The organism is Roseomonas sp. CECT 9278, assembly GCF_918698155.1.
Lineage (GTDB): Bacteria > Pseudomonadota > Alphaproteobacteria > Acetobacterales > Acetobacteraceae > Neoroseomonas.
The window spans coordinates 1-16,606 of the sequence record NZ_CAKKLX010000002.1; the positions used below are offsets into that span (position 1 = coordinate 1).

The 16,606-nt window shown below is 72.3% G+C and carries 16 protein-coding genes; 11 read left to right on the plus strand and 5 right to left on the minus strand.

The window, feature by feature from the left end; all coding sequences use genetic code 11:
* Nucleotides 1-149 precede the first annotated feature (149 nt).
* The 7 genes from LQ222_RS01335 to LQ222_RS01365 are packed head-to-tail and all read left to right on the plus strand — an operon-like array spanning nucleotide 150 to nucleotide 7,474.
* Nucleotides 150-1,787 carry a type II and III secretion system protein family protein gene (locus tag LQ222_RS01335; protein WP_230163976.1) on the plus strand — a complete coding sequence of 546 codons (1,638 nt, stop codon included), beginning with the start codon at nucleotides 150-152 and terminating at the stop codon, nucleotides 1,785-1,787.
* Between the two features lie 5 nt (nucleotides 1,788-1,792).
* Nucleotides 1,793-2,185 carry a hypothetical protein gene (locus LQ222_RS01340; protein WP_230163978.1) on the plus strand — a complete coding sequence of 131 codons (393 nt, stop codon included), beginning with the start codon at nucleotides 1,793-1,795 and terminating at the stop codon, nucleotides 2,183-2,185.
* Nucleotides 2,172-3,410, plus strand: coding sequence for a hypothetical protein (locus LQ222_RS01345; RefSeq protein WP_230163980.1), 1,239 nt, complete (start codon nucleotides 2,172-2,174; stop codon nucleotides 3,408-3,410). Before LQ222_RS01340 ends, LQ222_RS01345 begins: the two co-directional genes overlap by 14 nt.
* Entirely contained in the window at nucleotides 3,410-4,777 is a 1,368-nt protein-coding gene (locus LQ222_RS01350; protein ID WP_230163982.1) for a CpaF family protein, read from the plus strand. The genes LQ222_RS01345 and LQ222_RS01350 overlap by 1 nt, the downstream gene beginning before the upstream one ends.
* Nucleotides 4,778-4,779: 2 nt before the next feature.
* Nucleotides 4,780-5,736, plus strand: coding sequence for a type II secretion system F family protein (locus LQ222_RS01355; protein ID WP_230163984.1), 957 nt, complete (start codon nucleotides 4,780-4,782; stop codon nucleotides 5,734-5,736).
* Nucleotides 5,737-5,741: 5 nt separating this feature from the next.
* Nucleotides 5,742-6,713 (plus strand): type II secretion system F family protein, encoded by a 972-nt coding sequence (locus tag LQ222_RS01360; protein ID WP_230163986.1) that lies wholly within the window; start codon nucleotides 5,742-5,744, stop codon nucleotides 6,711-6,713.
* Entirely contained in the window at nucleotides 6,710-7,474 is a 765-nt protein-coding gene (locus LQ222_RS01365; protein ID WP_230163987.1) for a tetratricopeptide repeat protein, read from the plus strand. The genes LQ222_RS01360 and LQ222_RS01365 overlap by 4 nt, the downstream gene beginning before the upstream one ends.
* An 18-nt stretch (nucleotides 7,475-7,492) precedes the next feature.
* Here the strand turns inward: LQ222_RS01365 and LQ222_RS01370 are convergent, their stop codons facing one another.
* Nucleotides 7,493-8,404 (minus strand): lytic transglycosylase domain-containing protein, encoded by a 912-nt coding sequence (locus tag LQ222_RS01370; RefSeq protein ID WP_230163988.1) that lies wholly within the window; start codon nucleotides 8,402-8,404, stop codon nucleotides 7,493-7,495.
* Nucleotides 8,405-8,682: 278 nt separating this feature from the next.
* Here LQ222_RS01370 and LQ222_RS01375 point away from each other — a divergent pair, with 278 nt between their 5' ends.
* The 4 genes from LQ222_RS01375 to LQ222_RS01390 all read left to right on the plus strand — a co-directional run bounded on the left by LQ222_RS01375 (nucleotide 8,683) and on the right by LQ222_RS01390 (nucleotide 13,237).
* Nucleotides 8,683-9,654 (plus strand): tripartite tricarboxylate transporter substrate binding protein, encoded by a 972-nt coding sequence (locus tag LQ222_RS01375; protein ID WP_230163989.1) that lies wholly within the window; start codon nucleotides 8,683-8,685, stop codon nucleotides 9,652-9,654.
* A gap of 166 nt (nucleotides 9,655-9,820) precedes the next feature.
* Entirely contained in the window at nucleotides 9,821-10,150 is a 330-nt protein-coding gene (locus tag LQ222_RS01380; RefSeq protein ID WP_230163990.1) for a hypothetical protein, read from the plus strand.
* A gap of 241 nt (nucleotides 10,151-10,391) precedes the next feature.
* Nucleotides 10,392-11,171, plus strand: coding sequence for an SDR family NAD(P)-dependent oxidoreductase (locus tag LQ222_RS01385; protein WP_230163991.1), 780 nt, complete (start codon nucleotides 10,392-10,394; stop codon nucleotides 11,169-11,171).
* Between the two features lie 311 nt (nucleotides 11,172-11,482).
* Entirely contained in the window at nucleotides 11,483-13,237 is a 1,755-nt protein-coding gene (locus LQ222_RS01390; protein WP_230163992.1) for an ABC transporter transmembrane domain-containing protein, read from the plus strand.
* On the opposite strand, the gene LQ222_RS01395 is transcribed toward LQ222_RS01390, so the two are convergent.
* From LQ222_RS01395 to pdxA, 4 genes are all read right to left on the minus strand, one after another.
* A complete protein-coding gene (locus LQ222_RS01395) occupies nucleotides 13,238-13,702 on the minus strand; it encodes a GNAT family N-acetyltransferase (protein WP_230163994.1) in 465 nt (154 codons plus the stop codon).
* A 286-nt stretch (nucleotides 13,703-13,988) separates the two neighbouring features.
* Nucleotides 13,989-14,792: an alpha/beta fold hydrolase gene (locus LQ222_RS01400; protein WP_230163995.1), complete on the minus strand. Its 804-nt coding sequence runs from the start codon at nucleotides 14,790-14,792 to the stop codon at nucleotides 13,989-13,991.
* A 55-nt stretch (nucleotides 14,793-14,847) separates the two neighbouring features.
* Nucleotides 14,848-15,579 (minus strand): pyridoxine 5'-phosphate synthase, encoded by a 732-nt coding sequence (locus LQ222_RS01405; protein WP_230163996.1) that lies wholly within the window; start codon nucleotides 15,577-15,579, stop codon nucleotides 14,848-14,850.
* Nucleotides 15,576-16,553: a 4-hydroxythreonine-4-phosphate dehydrogenase PdxA gene (gene pdxA, locus LQ222_RS01410; protein WP_230163997.1), complete on the minus strand. Its 978-nt coding sequence runs from the start codon at nucleotides 16,551-16,553 to the stop codon at nucleotides 15,576-15,578. Before pdxA ends, LQ222_RS01405 begins: the two co-directional genes overlap by 4 nt.
* Between the last annotated feature and the right edge of the window lie 53 nt (nucleotides 16,554-16,606).

Genomic DNA, 16,606 nt, shown 5'->3' on the forward strand with positions numbered 1-16,606 from the left:
TGTGGTTGGACAGTGTATGTTTCGAGCAGAAGACAGCATACGGGCTCATGACTAGTTGCGTGGGATCGGAGAGTTGTAGAGGAACCAGGCTCGCGGACCTCGCGGCCGCGACACGCATCCGCGCGCCCGGCCGCCCGGCGACGCCGCCGGTGCTCGCGAGCGCGACGCCGGCCTCGCGCGGCGCCCCCGCCGCGGTCATCAGCGATGCGCCGCTGGCGGTCGAGGCCCCGGCCCCGGCCGTGGTCCGCATGGCGCAGGCGCTGCCCCAGGGTGGGCCGCGCAGCGGCGTGCCGCTGACCGTGCCGGTGCAGGGCGCGCCCTTCGGCATCCCGCTGGTGCCGCAGGCGCAGGCGCAGGGGGTGCCGGGCCAGCCGCAGGTGCCGGGCGCTCCGCAGGTGATCGCGCCGGCGCCGGGGACCACGCTCACCCGGCCGCTGGTGCTGGAGCAGGGCTCCGGGCGGCTGGTCGAGCTGCCCTCCGCGGCGCTGACCGTGCTGGTGGCCGACCCGCGCATCGCGCGCGTGCAGCCGGCCTCGCCCACCAGCCTGTTCATCATGGGCGTCAATGCCGGTCGCACGAACCTGATCGCCACGCGCGAGGACGGGTCGCTGGTCGCGGAATTCGACATCACCGTGGCGTCCACCGTCGCGACGCCGAACCTGGCGGCGCCCGGGGCCGCGGCCGCCGTGCCGCAGGTCACCGCCGGCCAGGTCCAGAGCATGATCCGCCGCACGGTGCGCGGCGGGCAGAACGTGCGCGTCAGCATGGTCGGGCGCGGCGCCATCTCGCTGTCGGGCATGGTGCCGTCGGCCGCCGATGCCCAGCGCGCCGAGGCCGTGGCCAAGGCGATGGGCGGCGAATCGCGCGAGGTCATCAACAACCTCACCCTGCTGTCGGGCATCCAGGTGAACCTGCGCGTGCGGGTCGCCGAGATCTCGCGCGAGATCACGCGCGACCTCGGCTTCAACTGGCTCGGCGCGTTCAACGACGGCACCTGGCAGGTCGGGCTGCGCACCGGCAGCGGCGTGGTCGGATCGCTGGTCGGCGCGCTGACCGGCGCCACCGCGACGGGCGGGCTGGTGGGCGTGGGCTTCAACAGCAGCCGCTTCGACATCAACGGCATCATCGACGCCCTGGCGCAGGACCGCCTGGTGACGATCCTGGCGGAACCCAACCTGACGGCGCAGTCGGGCGAGGTCGCGTCGTTCCTGGCGGGCGGCGAATTCCCGGTGCCGGTGGCGGCCTCGGGCAACAGCAATGCGCTGACGGTCGAATTCAAGCCCTTCGGCGTCAGCCTGGCCTTCGTGCCGACCGTGCTGTCGCCCGAGCGCCTCAACATGCGCGTGCGCCCTGAGGTCAGCGAACTGTCGGAGGCGAATTCGATCACCTTCCCGGTCGCCGGCGGCGTGGTGCGCGTGCCGGGCCTGAGCGTGCGGCGCGCCGAGACGACGATCGAGGTCGGCAGCGGCCAGAGCTTCGCCATCGCCGGCCTGCTGAGCCGCAACATGGCGGCCAACAACAGCGGCCTGGCGGGGCTGGGCGAGATCCCGGTGCTGGGCGCGCTGTTCCGCTCCGACCGCTTCCGCCGCAACGAATCGGAGCTGGTGATCATCATCACCCCGTATCTGGTGCGCCCGGTCTCCGACCCGTCGGCACTGGCGACGCCGCTCGACAGCTTCCGGCCGTCGACCGATCTGGAACGCATCCTGCTGCGCCGGCAGACCGGGTCGGGCGCCCCGTATCGCCAGATCCGCCCGCCGGCGGCCGCTGGCTTCATCGTGGAGTGAGCACCATGGCACGGCACATCCCTGCGGCCCTGGTCGTCGCGCTCGCCCTGGGCGCCTGCGGCACGGACAACTACTTCCCCGCCCAGGACATCGACCGCCGCGGCACCTGGCAGGCGGAAGGCATCAACGACCGCAACCTGCGCCTGCAGGTGGCGAACCCGGCGCATCTGACGCGCGGCGCCAGCGCCGCGACCGACCGCGGCGAACATGGCTCCCTGGCGATCCGCGCCATGCTGGCCTGCCGCCGCCCGGCCCTGCCCACCGGGCTGTCGGATATCGGCGAGGATGATGCCGCCGCATCCGGCATCACCAGCTGCGGCGGCGGTGGGGGCGGCGGTGGCGGCGGTGGTCGCGGCGGCGGTGGCGGCGGCGGGGGAGGCGGCGGTGGCCAGAACTGATCGCATGGCGGTCCGCGAGATTCCCGACGCGACGCGTGGCGGCGCGGTCATCTCGGCCGACCGCCCTGCGCTCATGGTCTTCGTCGCCGACGAGGCGAGCGAGGCGGCGATCCGCGGCGGCATTGGCGACGTGCTCGGCGCGCAGATGCGCCGCGGCACGGTCCGCACCGCCGTGAAGTCGCTCGAGAAGGAAACCACGCCGCGGGTGCTGATCGTCGACATCAGCGGCGTCGACGATCCCTTCGCGGCGCTGGACGACCTCGCCTCCGTCTGCACGCCGGATGTGCGCGTGCTGGTGGTCGGCGAACGGACCGAGATCGGCTTCTACCGCGACATCACCCGCAACGTCGGCGTGCATGAATACCTGCACAAGCCGCTGACGCGCGACAATGTGGCGCGGCTGTTTGCCCCGCATATCCAGGGCGGCGGCGATGCCGGGCAGGATCGCGGCGGCCAGGTCACCGTCGTGTGCGGCGTGCATGGCGGCGTGGGGGCGACCACCATCGCGGTCAACCTCGCGCTCGAGCTCGAGGAAGCGACACGCAGCCACGTGGCGCTGCTCGACCTGCACCTGCGCGGCGGCGCGGCGGCGATGATGCTGGGCGCGCGGGTGACCTCCGGCCTGCGCGTCGCGATCGAGGAACCCGAGCGCGTCGACGCGCTGTTCCTCGACCGCGTGGGCGTGCCGATCGGCGACCGCGTGCGGCTGATCGCCGCCGAGGAGCCGATGGAGGCGCAGATCAAGCCGACCGAGGAAGGCGTGCGCCGCGTGGTCGACATGCTGCGCCAGCGCTTCAACCACGTGGTCGTCGACCTGCCGATGCCCCCCGGCCCGGCCGAGGTCGCGGTGCTGCAGAAGGCGCGGCACGTGGTGCTGGTGCTGGGCCCCGATGTCGCGAGCATCCGCGACACCGTCGCGATCAAGAAGCTGGTGGCGCTGACCGGTGGGTCCGGGCGCGTGATCACGGTGCTGAACGGCATCGGCCGGCGCGGCTACCTGCCGATCAAGCTGATCGAGGAAGGCATCGGCGCGGCCCCCGACGTATCGATCGGCGACCTGTCGCGGCAATTGCCGCGCGCGGCCAATCTGGGGCGACCCGCGCGCAAGGACAGTGCGCCGCTGCGCCGCGCGCTTGGCCAGCTGACGCAGGAGATCGCCGCCGTGCGCTCCGGCGGCCCGGGCGGGTCCTTCTTCGCGCGGCTCTTTGGCAAGGGAGGCGACTGATGCGCCCCTTCGGACGGCGCAGCGACGGCTCGCCGCATCTCCCGGTCCCGCTGGCGGCGGAGCCGGAATTCCGTTCGGTCAATATCTCGGCCGGCGACATCGCGCTGTCGGACAGCGCGGAGCTGGCGCGGCTGCGCACCCTGGTGCTGGAACGCATCGACCCGGTGGTGGCCGGCGAATTGCCCGCCGCGGCGCTGCGCCAGCAGCTGGATGCGCTGGTCCATGAGCTCGCCAGCCGCGAACGCATGGAGATCTCGGCGCGCGACCAGTCGCGCATCGCCGAGGAAATCGCCCGCGACATGGTGGGCTACGGCCCGCTGGAACCGCTGCTGGCCGACGACACCATCAACGACATCATGGTCAACGGGCCCGACCATGTCTTCGTGGAAGTCCGCGGCAAGCTGATCCGCACCAATGTCCGGTTCCGCTCGGCGGCGCAGATCGCGGCCATCGCGCAGAAGATCGCCGCGACCGTGGGGCGGCGCGTGGATGAATCCTCGCCCTTGTGCGATGCGCGCCTGCTGGATGGTTCGCGCGTCAACATCGTCTTCCCGCCGCTGGCGCTGGACGGTCCCTGCATCTCGATCCGCAAATTCGCCAAGAAGCGGTTCGACCTGCCGGCGCTCGCGCAGAACGGGGCGATGTCGCCCTCGGTGCAGCGCATCCTCGAGATCGCGTCGCGCTGCCGGCTGAACGTGGTGGTCTCGGGCGGCACGGGCTCGGGCAAGACCACCATGCTGAACGCCATGTCGCGGCTGATCGACCATGGCGAACGCATCGTCACCATCGAGGACGCGGCGGAACTGCAGCTCCAGCAGCCGCATGTGGTGCGGCTCGAAACCCGCCACGCCAACCTGGAAGGACGCGGCGAGGTGACCGCGCGCGACCTGGTCCGCAATGCGCTGCGCATGCGCCCCGACCGCATCATCGTGGGCGAGGTCCGCGGCGGCGAGGCCTTCGACATGCTCCAGGCCATGAACACCGGCCATGACGGGTCCTTCTGTACCGTCCACGCCAACACCGCCCGCGATGCGCTGACCCGCATCGAGAACATGGTGATGATGGCGCAGTCCACGCTGCCCTCGCGCGCCATCCGCACCCAGATCGCCGCCGCGGTGGACCTGATCGTGCAGATCGAACGCATGCGCGATGGCGGCCGCCGCGTGTCGCAGGTCTCGGAGATCTGCGGCCTGGAAGGCGATGTCATCACGATGAACGACATCTTCACCTACCAGTACGAAGGCGAGACCGCCGAGGGCAAGCTGCGCGGGTCCTGGGTGTCGCCCGGGATGCGCCCGGCCTTCGTCGAACGCCTCAACTACTTCGGCATGCTCGACCCCTGGATGCGTGCGCTCCAGGAAGCCTGACCATGGATCGCACCCTTCTCCTCGGCACGGCGGCGATGCTCACCATCGCCCTGGTGACCGGCGTGCTGACCCTGCTGAAATCGGGGCAGCAGCGGCGGCTGCGGGAACGGGTGTCGAATGCCGGCGCGCTGGAGACCCCCGGCCTGCAGGCCAACGGGCTGCCCAGCATCCGCCTGCAGACCACGGAATCGCGTCCGTTCCTCGAACGCTTCCTGCGGTTCCTGCGCTACCATCCCGACGTGCCGCAGGCGCATACCATCCCGTGGTACATCGTGCTGGTCTTCGGCGTCCTGGTCGCCGTGCTGGTGGCCAACATGATGTCGCGGCCGCTGTCGCTGTCGATGTCGATCCCGCTGGGCATCGCGACCGGCTTCTTCGTCATCCGGTCGATCTTCGCCTTCCAGTACAACGCCTATGTCGACAAGATCTTCAAGCAGATCCCGGATGCCATCGGCCTCATGGTGCGCGCGATCCGCGCCGGCCTGCCGGTCGGCGAGGCGATGCGCTCCGTCGCCGCCGAGCTCGCCTCCCCGCTGCGCGATGAATTCTCCCGCATGCTGGGCGACGTCGCGATCGGCCGGCCGGTCGACCAGGCGCTGATGCGGCTGTACAAGCGCACCGAGCTGCCGGAATTCTCCTTCCTGGCTGTCACGCTCGGCATGCAGTCGCAGACCGGTGGCAACCTGGCCGAGACGCTCGACAACCTGGCCGATATCGTCCGCAAGCGCGTGGCACTCGCCAAGCGGGCCAAGGCGCTCGCCGCCGAAGCGCGCATGCAGGCCGGCATCCTGATGGCGCTGCCCTTCATCGCAGCGCTGGCGATGTCGCAGATCCAGGATTTCTACATCGAGCAGTTCAGCTCGCCGGCCGGCCAGAAGCTGGCGCTGGTCGGGTTGGGCTTCTCCCTGACCGGCTTCCTCATCATCCGCTGGCTCATCAAGCGCGCGGGACAGGATTGACCGCCATGGCCGAGCTTTTCGCCGACGCCGGCTGGCTGCCGATCCTGGCTGTCGCGGTCGCCGTCTGCCTTGCGATCATGGCCGCCATCGTGCTGGCCCGCGGGGCCGAGGACCGCGACATCGCCGGGCGCGTCCAGAGCGTCCTGCGCCCCGCCGACGCCGTTCGCGGCGAAGGCGATTCCCGGATGAACGCGGCCGCCGCGCCGTTCCGGCGGATCGGCGAGAAGCTGCGCAACACCACCCTGGTGTCGGACAAGGACATCGAGGATTTCCAGGTCGCCATCGCCTCGGCGGGCCTGAACCCGCGCGCCGCGGTGCCGACCTTCATCGGCGTGAAGGCGGTGCTGATGCTCGGCCTGCCGGTGATCGCGGGCCTGTACTGCTACTTCAACGTGGTCGACCCGATGCGCATGGCGATCATCGTGTTCGGCGCGATCATCGTCGGCATGTTCGGGCCGAACATGTTCCTCACCTACATGAAGCGGAAGCACCAGGAAAAGCTGCGCAAGGGCCTGCCCGATGCGCTCGACCTGCTGGTGGTGACCGCCGAGGCCGGCATGGGCATCGAGACCGCGCTCGACCGTGTCGCGCGCGAGATCGAGAACAACAACCGCCCGCTGGCGATCTCCTTCCTGGTGCTGGTGCAGGAGCTCCGCATGCTGCCCGACCGCCGCCAGGCGCTCGAACGGTTTGCCCAGCGTTCGGACTTCGAAGGCTTCAAGCGGCTGGGCGGCACCCTCTCCCAGACCCTGAAATACGGCACCCCGCTGGCCCAGGCGCTGCGCGTGCTCGCGGCCGAGATGCGCCAGGACCGCATGCTCCGCATCGAGGAAAAGGCCATCCGCCTGCCCGCGGTGCTGGTGATTCCCCTGATTCTGTTCATCATGCCGGCGGTATTCATCGCCCTGGTCGGTCCCTCCGCGCTCCAGCTGCGCGGCGGCATCCTCCAGGGCATAGGGGAGACGCCCAGGCGATGAGCCAGATTCCGCTCCGCTTCGTCACGCTGGCCGTCGCGGCCGCGGCGCTGACGGCCTGCGCGACCGAAGGCGTGCGCGATCCCGATGCGGCGTCGCGCATGCGCGTCGCCCAGACCGCCGAGGCGGGCGGCCAGATGGATGTCGCGCTGTCGATGTTCGGCGCCGCCGCCGCGCGCGATCCCGACAATGCCGAGGCGCAGGCCCGCTTCGCCGCGGCGCTGATGCGCGCGGGCAACCGCGCCCAGGCCGAACAGGTGCTGGCAGCCGCCGTGGCGCGCCGCCCCGATGACGGTCGCCTGCTGCTGGAACTCGCGAAGATGCGCCTGCGCGGCGGCGCCGCGGGGGAGGCGCTCGGCCTGTTCGACCGCGTGCTGGCGCGTGACTCGCGCAATGTCGCGGCGCTGGACGGGCGCGGCGTGGCGCTGGACCTGATGGGGCGCCATCCCGAAGCCCAGGATTCCTACCGCCGGGCGCAGGCGGTCTCGCCGGACTCCATCTCGGTCGCCAATAATCTCGGCCTGTCCCTGCTGCTGGATGGCCGCCCGGACGAGGCGCGCGCGGTGCTCGAACCGCTGGCGCGGCGGTCGGATGCGAATCAGCGCGTCACCGCGAACTACGCCATTTCCCTCGCCGCGACGGGCGACGAGGCCGCCGCCCGCACGGTGCTCGGCAGCGAGGAAGCCGACCTGCGCGGCGTGTCCGAAGTGCTGCGCGTCAATCGCCAGGTCATCGAGGTCACGCCGCCCGGCGGGCGCAGCTGACCCTCGTGACCCGCGGCGTCAGCCCGGCGCCGATCGGCTTGCCGTGCGCAGGCACATGATGCGCGGGCGGTTCGGCCCGGCGGCCGCGGGGGCGCGGCCGCGCAGGCGCAACTCGACATTCGGCACCGCGATCACCGGCTGCAGGTTCGGCGTGGATGACCCCAGCAGCAGCACCGCCCCGCGGCCGGACGCGCAAAGCCCCGCCATGGCCGGCCCCGGCAGCGGGATGACACCCGGCGCCGGCCCGGGCACGAAGCCCTGGCCGGTCATCGCCGCCATCACGCGCTGGTGATAGATCAGGCCGCGCTCCGGCGTGGCGGAATGATAGCGTGCCGTGGCCTGGGCCCAGTCGCCGGTCTGCGCGTGCAGCATCCGCAGGAAGCGCACGGCATAGGCGACATTGGTCGCCGGATCGAAGCCGGCATCAACCGAGGGGAAGGCGCTCGGGTGGTGCAGCAGGTTGATCTGCATGCAGCCGATGTCGATCGACCGGGTGCCCGCCGCCAGGCGCGCCTGGACTTCCGCCACGGCCTCGGCGCGCGAGCCCATGTAGCGGCCCTCGCCGGCGGCGTTGAAGGACCACGGCCAGGGCTGGACCCCGCCGGTCGGGGTGCGCCGGCCGGTCTCGACGCGCGCGATCGCCCCCAGCAATCCGGGCGGCATGCCGGACCCGGCTTCCGCCGCGGCGATCGCCTGCGCGCAGACATCCCAAGGGCTGTCGGAGAGCACCGGCGGGGCAGGAACGGCGGGCGCCGGCCGCGCGGCGACGCGGCGCGCGGGCGGGGCGGCAGGGGTCGCGGCGCGGGCGGCCTGGGGGCGCGGCGTGGCATTGGCCTCTGCCCGATGGGGCGCCAGCAGCAGCAGCGGGGCGGCGAAGGCCAGCGTGAGGCCAAGCGAAAGCCCTGCGGCGCGGTGTCCGTGCGCAAGCATGGCGCGGTCATGGACCGGGTTGTCGCGCCGGGTCAAGCGTTGCGCACCGTCGTTGTATTGCAAAGTCGCAACGAAAGACCGCGAATGCGGTGCTCCGCCCCGCCGCGTCGCGCCGCAGCCGCCCCGGCCCGCCAGCCCAGCGCGGAATCGACGCCGGCTGCCCGCGCGTCGTCCTGCTGCGCGAACGCCGGCCGGATGGACAGCCGGCGGCGGCGCTGCGACCCTGCGCGCAACGCCGCGCCCTTCCTCGGGCAGCGATGCGCCAGGAGGACACGACCATGACCATCACGATCCCGCGGCGGGCGCTGCTGGCCGCGCCGCTCGCCGCCCCCGCCATGGTGCGCGCCCAGGGGGCCTGGAAGCCGGCGCGCCCGGTCAACATGATCGTGCCCTTCGCCGCCGGGTCGGGCACGGACACCGTCTCTCGCCTGCTGGCCTCCCTGCTGGAGGCCGATTGGGGCATCCAGGTGGTGGTCGAGAACCGCCCCGGCGCCAATGGCGCGATCGCCGCCGTCGCGACCGCGCGCGCCGCGCCCGACGGCCAGACGGTGATGATCACCACCAACAGCCCGCATGGCGCGACACCGGCGCTGATGCGGCGCCCGACCTATGACGCGGTCGCCGATTTCACCGCGATCTCGCGCATGGGCACCTACATCTTCGTGCTGGCGCTGAACGACCAGGTGCCGGCGCGCACGCTCGGCGAATTCCTGGCGCTGGCGCGCGCGCAGCCTGGCCGGCTGACCTGCGCATCCGGCAACACCACCGGCGTGGTCGGCGCGGCCATGCTGAACCGGCTCGGCGGGGTCGAGATCACGCACGTGCCATATCGCTCCTCGCCACCGGCCATGACCGACGTGATCGCCGGGCGGGTGAGCTCGATGTTCGCGGATGTCGCCGCCTCGCGCGCCTTCCTCGCGGAGGGCAAGCTGAAGCCGCTCGGCATCACCTCGGCGCGGCGCACGCCGCTGTTTCCGGACTGGCCCACGCTGGCGGAATCCGGCCTGCCGGGCTTCGAGATGCTGTCCTTCATGGGGGCCGTCGGCCCCGCGCGGCTGCCCGAGGAGGTGGTGACCGGCTGGAACGCCGCCATCCGCCGTGTCTGGGAGCGCCCGGAGACCGAGCGCCGGCTCGGCGAATTCGGCATCGAGCGCGTCACCTCGACCCCCGCGGAATTCGCCGGCTTCATCCGCCAGCAGATCGCCTTCTGGGGCGAACAGGCGCGCGCTGCGGGGATCGAGCCGGAGTAACGGCGCGCGCGGCGCACCCGCCGCGCGTCCGTCATCGTGCTGCCATATGCGTGGGCATCATGTCCGCCATCGACGCACCGCGCTTGCTGCGGCGCGTCAACGTCACCATTTCGACATGACGATCGAAGGTGGGGAGGCCGCGACCGTGATCCGAAGGACAACCAGCATGACCGCACGCATTCACACCACCACCCTGGCCCGCGCCATCGCCGAGATCGCCGAGGGCGACCTGGCCGACCGCATGCGCCTCGAGACCGCCGCGCGCATCCTCGCGACCGCGCGCCGCGCCGGGGCCGAGGCGCCGCTGCCCGCGCCCGCCATGGCCGACCCCGCCGTGCAGGCGGTGACCGAGATCGCCCGCCATTGGGATGCCGGTGCCGTGACGGCCTTCGAATATGCCGAGACGCTGCCCGCCGCCGCGCTGGAGCGCCTGCTGCGTGCCGCGCCGCGCTGGGCGGCGGCCTTCGCGCCGCGCACGGACCGCCTGGCGGCGTGATGGCCGCGCCGCACCCGGTGCTGCGGCGCCGGGTGCCAGCGTGCGTCGTCCGGGCGCGCGGGGTGCCAGCTTGCCTTGTCCGGGCGCGCCCGGTGCCAGCGTCCCTCGTCCCGGCGCGCTGGGTGCCAGCTTGCCTTGTCCGGGCGCGCCCGGTGCCAGCCTGCCTCGTCCCGGCGCGCTGGGTGCCAGCGCGACGCATTCGCGCTATACCCGCGCTTCCTTGCAGCACGGGATGGGCATGATGACATCGAGCGGCGCAAGCCGGGGCAAGGCAGGCAACGCGCCGCGGCGCGTCCTGCTGCTGACCGGCGCATCGCGTGGCATCGGCCACGCGACCGTCAAACGCTTCTCGGCGGCCGGCTGGCGGGTCATCACCGTCTCCCGCCAGCCCTTCCCCGAGCAATGCCCGTGGGAGATGGGCCCCGAGGACCACATCCAGCTCGACCTCACCGACCCCGCCGCGACCGAAACCGCGATCGCCGAGATCAAGGAACGGTTGAAGCCCGAGGATGGGCGGCTCGATGCGCTGGTGAACAACGCCGCCATCTCGCCCAAGGGGCCGGGCGGGTCGCGGCTGGGCTCGCTCGAAATGGACCTGGAGGGCTGGCTGAAGGTCTTCCGGGTGAACTTCTTCGCCCCGGTGCTGCTGGCGCGCGGCCTGGTCGAACCGCTCCAGAAGGCCAATGGCGCGGTGGTGAATGTGACCTCGATCGCCGGCGGGCGGGTGCATCCCTTCGCGGGAGTGGCGTATTCCACCTCGAAATCCGCGCTGGCCGGCCTCACGCGGGAGATGGCGGCGGATTTCGCGCCGCTGGGCATCCGCGTGAACGCGATCAGCCCGGGCGAGATCGACACCTCGATCCTCTCGCCGGGCACCGAGAAGATCGTGCAGGAACAGATCCCGATGCGCCGCCTCGGCCGGCCCGAGGAAGTGGCGCAGGCGATCTACTTCCTGTGCACTGAGGCGTCCTCCTATGTGAACGGCGCCGAGATCCACATCAATGGCGGGCAGCATGTCTGAGGCGACCGCCAGAAGCGGGCGCCTCAGTCTTTTTCCGCCCTCCATCGGCGGGCGCCGGCATGCGCCGGCTTGCCTGCGCGCCGTGCGCTGGTGCGCCGGGCGCGGCTGATGGTCTGGGCGCGGTCGCGCTGTGCGCTCCCGGATCGCGCTTCGCACGACCCGCTGGCACCGGATGGCGTGGGCGGGCTTGCCTTTGCGCCGCCCGCGCGCGCCTCGGGGTCGGCCGATCTCCCGCGCACGAAGCGGCCATGCGTGCAGGGATCTCGCTGCGCGTGATGCGTCGATCCCACAGCGCGGCGAAGGCCTGACGCATGTCCGCTGGTCTTCGCGCGCGGGGCGCTTCCTCGCTCCGCCTGCTGCTGCCCTTCCTGCGCCCCTATCTCGGGCGCGCGCTGGGCGCCGCGGTGGCGCTGCTGGCCGCCGCCGGGCTCACCCTCGCGATCGGCCAGGGGCTGCGGCGCTTCATCGATGACGGCTTCGCCGGCGGCGCGGGCGCGCTGAACCGGGCCGCGCTGGTGATGGCGCTGATCGTCGCCGCGCTCGGGCTGGCCACCTCGCTGCGCTACTACCTGGTCACCTGGCTGGGCGAACGCGTCGCGGCCGACCTGCGCCGCGCGGTGTTCGACCACCTGACGCGGCTCGATGCGCGCTTCTATGAAACCGCGCGCACCGGGGACCTGATGTCGCGCCTGACCGCCGATGTCGCGCTGCTGCAGTCGCTGATCGGCTCGGCCATCTCGATGGGGCTGCGCAATGCGCTGACCGGGATCGGCGCCTTCGTCATGCTGGTGCTGACCAGCACCAAGCTGGCCGGGCTGATGGCGGTGGTGGTGCCGCTGGTGGTGCTGCCGATGATCCTGTTCGGGCGGCGCGAACGCAAGCTGTCCAAGGCGGCGCAGGAGCGCGTGGCGGACCTCGCCGCCACCGCCGAGGAAGCCATCAACGGCATGCGCACCGTGCAGGCCTTCACGCACGAGGCGGCCGAGCGCGCGCGCTACGGCGCGGAATCCGAACGCTCGGTGCAGGCGGCGCTGCGCCGCATCGCGACGCGCACGGCGCTGATCCTGTCGGTCATCCTGCTGGGCTTCGGCGCCATCACCTTCGCGCTGTGGGTGGGCGGGCAGGATGTGATCGCCGGGCGCATGACGGGCGGCGATCTCACGGCCTTCGTGTTCTACGCGGTGCTGCTCGCGAGCGCGGGTGCGACCGTCAGCGAATTGTGGGGCGAGATCCAGCGCGCCGGTGCCGCCGCCGATCGGCTGGCGGAGATCCTGGCGGTGGCGCCGACCATCGCCGCGCCGGGGTCACCGCTGGCATTGCCCGCACCGCGCGGCGCGGTGGCGTTGCGCGACGTGACCTTCCGCTATCCCTCGCGCCCCGAGGTCGCGGCGCTGGACGGCTTCTCGCTGGAGGTCGCGCCGGGCGAGACCGTGGCCCTGGTCGGCCCGTCGGGCGCGGGCAAGACCACGGTGCTGGCGCTGCTGCTGCGCTTCTACGACCCGCAGGCCGGGCGCATCGAACTGGATGGCGTGGACATCGCCGCCGCCGCGCCGCAAGACATCCGCGGGCGCATCGGCCTGGTGCCGCAGGACCCGTCGATCTTCAGCGCCACCGTCGCCGACAACATCCGCTACGGCCGCCCCGGTGCGTCCGATGCCGAGGTGCAGGCCGCGGCCGAGGCGGCCTCCGCCGCCCACTTCATCGCCGCCCTGCCGGACGGCTACGCAACGCATCTGGGCGCGCGCGGCGTCACGCTGTCGGGTGGGCAGCGGCAACGCATCGCCATCGCGCGCGCCATCCTGCGCGACGCGCCGGTGCTGCTGCTGGACGAAGCGACCAGCGCGCTGGATGCCGAGAGCGAGCGCGCCGTGCAGGATGCGCTGGCGCGCCTGTCGCGCGGGCGCACCACCATCGTGGTGGCGCATCGCCTCGCCACCGTGCGCGCGGCCGACCGCATCGTGGTGATGGAGGCCGGGCGCATCGCCGCCACCGGCACGCATGAGGCGCTATTGGCGCAGGGCGGGCTTTACGCGCGCCTGGCGTCGCTGCAATTCACCGATGCCTGATCACGCGAGGCGTCGCGCCATGTACACCGTCTCGCCGCCCAGGAAGGGTTCGCGCGCCGTCACGCCGTAGCCGGCGGCCTCGTACAGCGCGATGTTCGAGGCGAAGGCGCCGTTGGTCAGCAGGCGCAGCTCGGCGCGCCCGGCCTCGCGCGCCAGCGCCTCGGCATGGGCCAGCAGGCGGCGGCCGAGGCCCTGGCGCTGATGGTCAGGATGCACCGCGATATTCTCGATCCACAGGTGGTCGTCGCGCAGATCGGTCTCGATCAGCGCCATCAGCGAAATGCCGCGCAGCAGCAGGTCGAAGCGATGCGCCAGCAGGGCGGCGGCGTAGTCGGCGCGCATCGGCATCGGCTCGCGCCCGATCAGCGGCAGCCATCGCGCATAGGCGGCGCGCGTGACGTCGCGGATCGCGGGCGCATCCTCCGGCGTGGCGCGGCGGAACGCGGTGGGGGGCAGCACGGCCATGGCGTCGATCCTGTGCGAGAGAGCGGGAGCCGGTCGGGTGAAGCTGCGCGCCGAACCAGGCTGTCCTGGGCGGAGCAGCGAGCGGCGGCGGGCCAGACACGAAAAGCCCCGCCGACCTTGCGGTGGGCGGGGCGCCGGGAAGACCGAGAGGCGGTGCGGGCGGGCCCGCTAACCTCGTGTCGTCGGAACGGGCGCGCGCCGCACCATCGTCGTGCTGCGACGTCGGGTGGTCGGCAGGGCGGGGCGCGCGGTCATCGGATGATGGTCGCGGTGCTGCGTGCCGGCGTCAATGCCCATCCAGGAAGGCCAGCACCGCGGCGTTGAAATCCGCCGGGTTGTCCGCCTGCACGCTGTGCGCGGCGCGCGCGATGGTCACGCGCGCGGCGTTCGGCATGGCCGCTTGCAGCGCGTCCAGGATCACGCCGAATTGCGGCTGCGACTGGTCGCCGCCGACCAGCAGCGTGCGGATGGCGATGCCCTGCGCCTCGGCGCGGGAATAGGGCTTGCGCTGTTCGTTGACCTGGCCGAGCAGCGTGCGCGCATTGTCGCGATTGACCGCCTTGCGTGCCTCGGACCGCTTGGCCCAGGCGCCGGGGCCGCCGGTGTGTTCGGCGATGACGGTCAGGCCTTCCTCGACCTGGCCGGCGCCGATCAGCGCGGCGCCCTTCGCGAAGGCCGCGCCCTGCTGGCCGGCGGGCGGCGCGCCGCCGAGGGTTTCGTCAAGTTCGCCGCCCGGTTCCAGCAGCACCAGGGACTGCACCAGGTCGGGATGGTGCTGCGCCACGCGGAAGGCGATGTGCCCGCCGCGCGAATGACCGACCAGCCGCACCGGGCCTTCGCCCAGCGCGCGGATGACGCCGGCGATGTCGGCGGTGTGGCGCGCGATGGTGAAGTCGCCGTCATCGGTCCATGCGCCGGGCCAGCAATGGCGCAGGCTCACGGCGATGGCGTGGTGGCCCGCGCCGAAGGCCGCCATCTGGCCGCCCCAGGATCGCTGGTCGCCCAGCGTGCCATGGATCATCAGCAGCGGCGGGCCGGACCCGGCCTCGGCATAGGCGATGGGAAAGCCGTCGATGGCGATGCTGGGCATGGGTGCGTCCTCCGTCTCGTGCCATGGAGGCACGATGCGCGGCCGCCGCAAAGGGTCAGGCCGCGCGCGCCGCGTCCATGATGGCGCGGAAGCGGCGCACCGTGGCGTCCAGGCCTTCGAAGACGGCTTGCGAGACCAGGAAGTGGCCGATCGAGACTTCCGTCACCTCGGGCATGGCGGCGATGGCGCCGACCGTGTCGTAGGACAGGCCGTGGCCGGCGTGGCACAGCAGCCCCGCCGCGCGCGCCGCCGTCGCGCCGGCCTTCAGCCGTGCCAATTGCGCGTCGCGGTTCGCCAGCGGGCCTTCCGCATAGGTGCCGGTGTGCAGTTCGATGGCCTGCGCGCCGATCCGCGCGGCGGCCTCGATCTGCGCCGGATCGGCCTCGATGAAGATCGACACGCGCACATCCGCCGCGCGCAGGCGCTGCACGGCTTCGCGCAGGAAGGGGCCGGCGCGCAGCACGTCCAGGCCGCCCTCGGTGGTCAGTTCGGCGCGCTTCTCCGGCACCAGGCAGCAATAGGGCGGGCGGATGCGTTCGGCGAAGGCGACCATCTCCCCGGTCGCGGCCATTTCGAAGTTGAGGGGAGCGGCGATCTCGGCGCGCACGCGCTCGACATCGCGGTCACGGATGTGGCGGCGGTCCTCGCGCAGGTGCAGGGTCACGCCATCGGCGCCGGCGGCGACCGCCACGCGCGCGGCCTCGACCGGGCAGGGGAAGCTGCCGCCGCGCGCGTTGCGCAGCGTCGCGACGTGATCGACATTCACCGAGAAATCGAGATGCGTCATGCGAACCCCCTGGCGCGCGCGAGTTCCGCCGCAAGGCGGATGGCCGCGATCAACGATGATGGATCGGCCCGCCCCGTGCCCGCGATGTCCAGCGCCGTGCCGTGGTCCGGGCTGGTCCGCACGATGGACAGCCCCAGCGTGACATTCACGCCGCCCGCCATGTCCAGCGTCTTGATCGGGATGAGTGCCTGGTCGTGGTACAGGCAGATCGCGGCATCGTAGGTCGGGCGCGCATGCGCGGTGAACATGGTGTCGGGTGGCAGCGGGCCGCGCGCGTCGATGCCCTCGGCGCGCAGCAGCGCGACGGCGGGGGCGACGATGTCGATGTCCTCGCGGCCCATGGTGCCGGCCTCGCCGGCATGCGGGTTCAGCCCTGCGATCGCGAGCCGCGGCGCGGCGATGGCGAATTCGTCGCGCAGCGCGCGCGCGGTGATGCGGGCGGTCTGCGCGATCAGGTCCGGCGTCAGTCGCGCGATGGCTGTCGCCAGCGCTTCATGCACGGTCACGGGCACCACGCGCAGGTCGCTGCTGGCCAGCATCATCACGGGCGGGATGCCGGTGCCGGCGATCTCGCCGAGGTATTCGGTATGGCCGGGGTGCTTGAAGCCGGCGGCGGTCAGCGTGGACTTCTGGATCGGGTTGGTGACCACGCCGGCGGCGCGGCCGGCACGCGCCAGCGCCACCGCCTCGGTGATGGCGGCGATCACGGCGGGGGCATTCGCGATGTCGGGCGATCCGGCGACAGGGGTGCGCGGCAGCGGGCGATGCAGCACGGGCAGGGCATCGGCGAAGGAGGCGGCGGCATCTTCGGGCGCGTCCACCGCGCGGACCGGCACGGCAAGGCGGCGCGCCGCGTCGTCGATCAGCACGAAGGCCGGGCCGGATTCGCGCAGGGCGCGCCAGGCGCCGGCGGCGATCTCGGCGCCGATGCCGGCGGGTTCTCCCATGGTGAGCACGAGGGGGCGCATGGCCATCGCTTTACGTCCTGCCGCGCGACATGGCGAGGGCTTGCGCCGCCGCAAGGCAG